The following is a 2,578-nucleotide window of genomic DNA, read 5'->3' on the forward strand; positions in this document are numbered from 1 at the left end:
GCGCGAACACGTAAGCGAGTTCCGGCAAACGATCTTGCGGCCGGGTCCGGGTTGTAATTTCAAGGCCGTCAGGCCGTTTGCGTCCTCTGATCGAAGCTTGCCATTCGCCATCGCGTCCGTTGAAAACGAGAACGCCGTCGCCCGCGGAAAGCCTCAGCACGTTGCCGAGGTAGTTGCTCTGGTCGCGGGCAAGCGTGACGGCAGCGCCGCTTTCGAGGGGGGCGTCGACAAACAGCCGGGGCTTGTGAAAATCATGCGAAGGCAATGCGAAGTTCCAGATGATCCAATCGGCGGGCTTTTAGCCCAAAGAATGAGAAATTGCGCTGATTTTACCAATCAAGGGGCGGCGTTGCGCCGCGCTCTTGCCCTATTCAACGGGTTGTTAACCATTGGCAGCAATCGTAAAATATCCCACCGGAGTCGCTTCTCCTGTCGGGAAGGTACTTGCAGGCCTGAAGGAATAGCTTTGATGATCCGTCAGTTGATCGCGGCGCTTATCGCGGCCGCTGTGACATTTCATGCCGGACAAGTTTTGGCGCAAGGCGCGTTTCCAGCGCCGCTGCCTGGCAAGGCGGGGACGGTCAATGACCCCGCTTTCCCACCCGTGAACGCCACCGCGCCTGGGGCTGCCTTTGGAACCGCGCGGCCCATGGCACCCTCTTTCGGTAACGCGCCCGGGCCTGCTTCATTTCCGGGGCCGGGAGCAGCGCCCATGGCGAGTTCGCCCTTTGCGGCGCCGCCGACGCAAGCCGGTCCGCCCGACGATTGCATGAAGGAGTTCCTGCCGCTGCGCCAGGAGACGGAGAAGCGTGGCCAGGCGCTCAAGGCCGCCAGCGATAAGCGCCTGGGTCCGGAGATAGCCTGCAAGCTGATGGGCAGCTTTATCCAGGCTGAGGTCAAGATGATAAAATATGTCGAGACCAATTCGGCACGATGCGGGATCCCGTCTCAGATTTCCGAGCAACTGAAGAAAGGCCATAAGGGCTCGGAGGCGATGCAGGAGAAAATTTGCAACGCCGCGACGCAGGCACAGAAGGGTCCCGTCGGTCCGAGCCTGAGCGACGTGTTGGGTTCTGCGACGGCGCTGCCAGAAGCCGCCGTTGCCAAGAAAAGCGGCGGCACTACGTTCGACACGCTGAGCGGCAACGCGCTCACGCGATGATGCGCATCGCCGGCCTCTACGGAATATCGAAAGCAAGTGCTGGGGCACTAGCTACATAGGTTTTAGTGCGGCTTTAGACATTCGCTATGGGAACCCCCGGCAATACTGAAGCGAATGTCAAATCCGCCGCACTGGCTCGCGTTGCGGACGCGACCGGTAACTGGGTCGATACGCTCGCGCCGCCATGGTCACGGCCTTATCTGCGGCTCGCTCGCCTCGACCGTCCGATTGGTTCCTGGCTGTTGCTGTTGCCGTGTTGGTGGTCGGCAGCGCTCGCTTCTGCGTTAGCTCACGATGTTAGCCGACTGCCGCTCACGGTTGCATTGTTCTGCATCGGCGCCTTTGCCATGCGCGGCGCCGGCTGTACCTGGAACGATATCACCGATCGCGATCTCGACGCCAAGGTCGAACGCACGCGCTCGCGCCCAATACCGGCAGGACAGGTCGGTGTGGGGCAAGCGTTGGCGTTTCTGGTCGCACAGGCGCTGATTGGCCTTGCGGTACTGCTGCAGTTCAATCGCTTCGCGGTCGTGACCGGTATAGCGTCTCTGGCCATCGTTGCGGTGTACCCTTTCATGAAGCGGATCACGTGGTGGCCGCAGATTGTGCTCGGGCTTGCCTTCTCGTGGGGCGCCTTGATGGGGTTTGCCGTCATCCTGGGGCAGATTGGGCTGCCTGCGCTTTTTCTCTATGCCGGTTCGGTCGCCTGGGTGATCGGGTATGACACCATTTATGCCCATCAGGACACCGAGGACGACGCGCTGATCGGCGTGAAATCGACGGCGCGTCTGTTCGGCGAGCGCACCCATCGTGCGCTGATCGTGTTCTACAGCCTGGCGGTGGTCTTGATCGGTGTGGCGATTTGGTTGACGGGCGCCGGCTTTCCAGCCTGGCTTGGGCTCGCCGTGTTCGCCGTTCATCTTGGCTGGCAAATCGCGCGGCTGAGGATCGACGATCCCGCGCTGTGCCTGCGCGTCTTCAAATCAAACCGCGATGCAGGACTGTTGCTGTTTGCGGGGCTGCTGGTGGACGCGGTGATGCGGGCCGCCTGAGGCCCGCAGCTTTAATTCCTTGCGATGATCTCGCGCTCGTCGCGATGCACGTTGGCGGTATCAAGCGGGTTGCCACCGCGCCGCCGTACCAGGAACCTCGGACGCCGCGCACGGATCGCGTTGCGTCGCCGCCGCCGTGGCGATGGCTCGCACGGCGCTTCCTCGGCAAGTTGCGGCAGTGAGAAGATATCGCTCCACTTCTGCCAGGCCGCCGCAATTTCCTCGCGGTCGAAGCTCACGCAAAGCGGGATACTTAGGGACGGATCGCGATGCAGCAGCACCAGCATCTGGGCATCGTCGATCCCGCGCAGCGCAATGCCGCGAAAATCGCTGACACGAAGATTGATGGCCATCCGCATGCCCT

At 61.8% G+C, this 2,578-nt stretch carries 4 protein-coding genes; 2 read left to right on the forward strand and 2 right to left on the reverse strand.

The window, feature by feature from the left end:
- A partial coding sequence (locus WB528_RS24150) for an RNA methyltransferase PUA domain-containing protein (protein ID WP_423891437.1) occupies window positions 1-265 on the reverse strand: 265 nt, incomplete at its 3' end.
- A 204-nt stretch (window positions 266-469) separates the two neighbouring features.
- Between WB528_RS24150 and WB528_RS24155 the strand changes: the two genes are divergently transcribed.
- Together WB528_RS24155 and ubiA are read left to right on the forward strand one after the other, a co-directional pair.
- The gene (locus WB528_RS24155; protein WP_423891438.1) at window positions 470-1,162 is read left to right on the forward strand and encodes a hypothetical protein; all 693 of its coding nucleotides are present in this window, start codon (window positions 470-472) and stop codon (window positions 1,160-1,162) included.
- Window positions 1,163-1,248: 86 nt separating this feature from the next.
- Window positions 1,249-2,214, forward strand: coding sequence for a 4-hydroxybenzoate octaprenyltransferase (ubiA, locus tag WB528_RS24160; protein ID WP_423891440.1), 966 nt, complete (start codon window positions 1,249-1,251; stop codon window positions 2,212-2,214).
- 11 nt (window positions 2,215-2,225) lie between these two features.
- On the opposite strand, the gene WB528_RS24165 is transcribed toward ubiA, so the two are convergent.
- On the reverse strand, window positions 2,226-2,578 hold a 353-nt coding region (locus tag WB528_RS24165; protein ID WP_423891443.1), incomplete at its 5' end, for a DUF6101 family protein.

The sequence above is a fragment of the Bradyrhizobium sp. genome, assembly GCF_049586575.1.
Taxonomy (GTDB): Bacteria; Pseudomonadota; Alphaproteobacteria; order Rhizobiales; family Xanthobacteraceae; genus Bradyrhizobium.

Bases quoted from the DNA above. Each gene is read 5' to 3' on its own strand.
- WB528_RS24155 (WP_423891438.1), top strand. From the start codon at position 470: ATGATCCGTCAGTTGATCGCGGCGCTTATCGCGGCCGCTGTGACATTT.
- ubiA (WP_423891440.1), top strand. From the start codon at position 1,249: ATGGGAACCCCCGGCAATACTGAAGCGAATGTCAAATCCGCCGCACTG.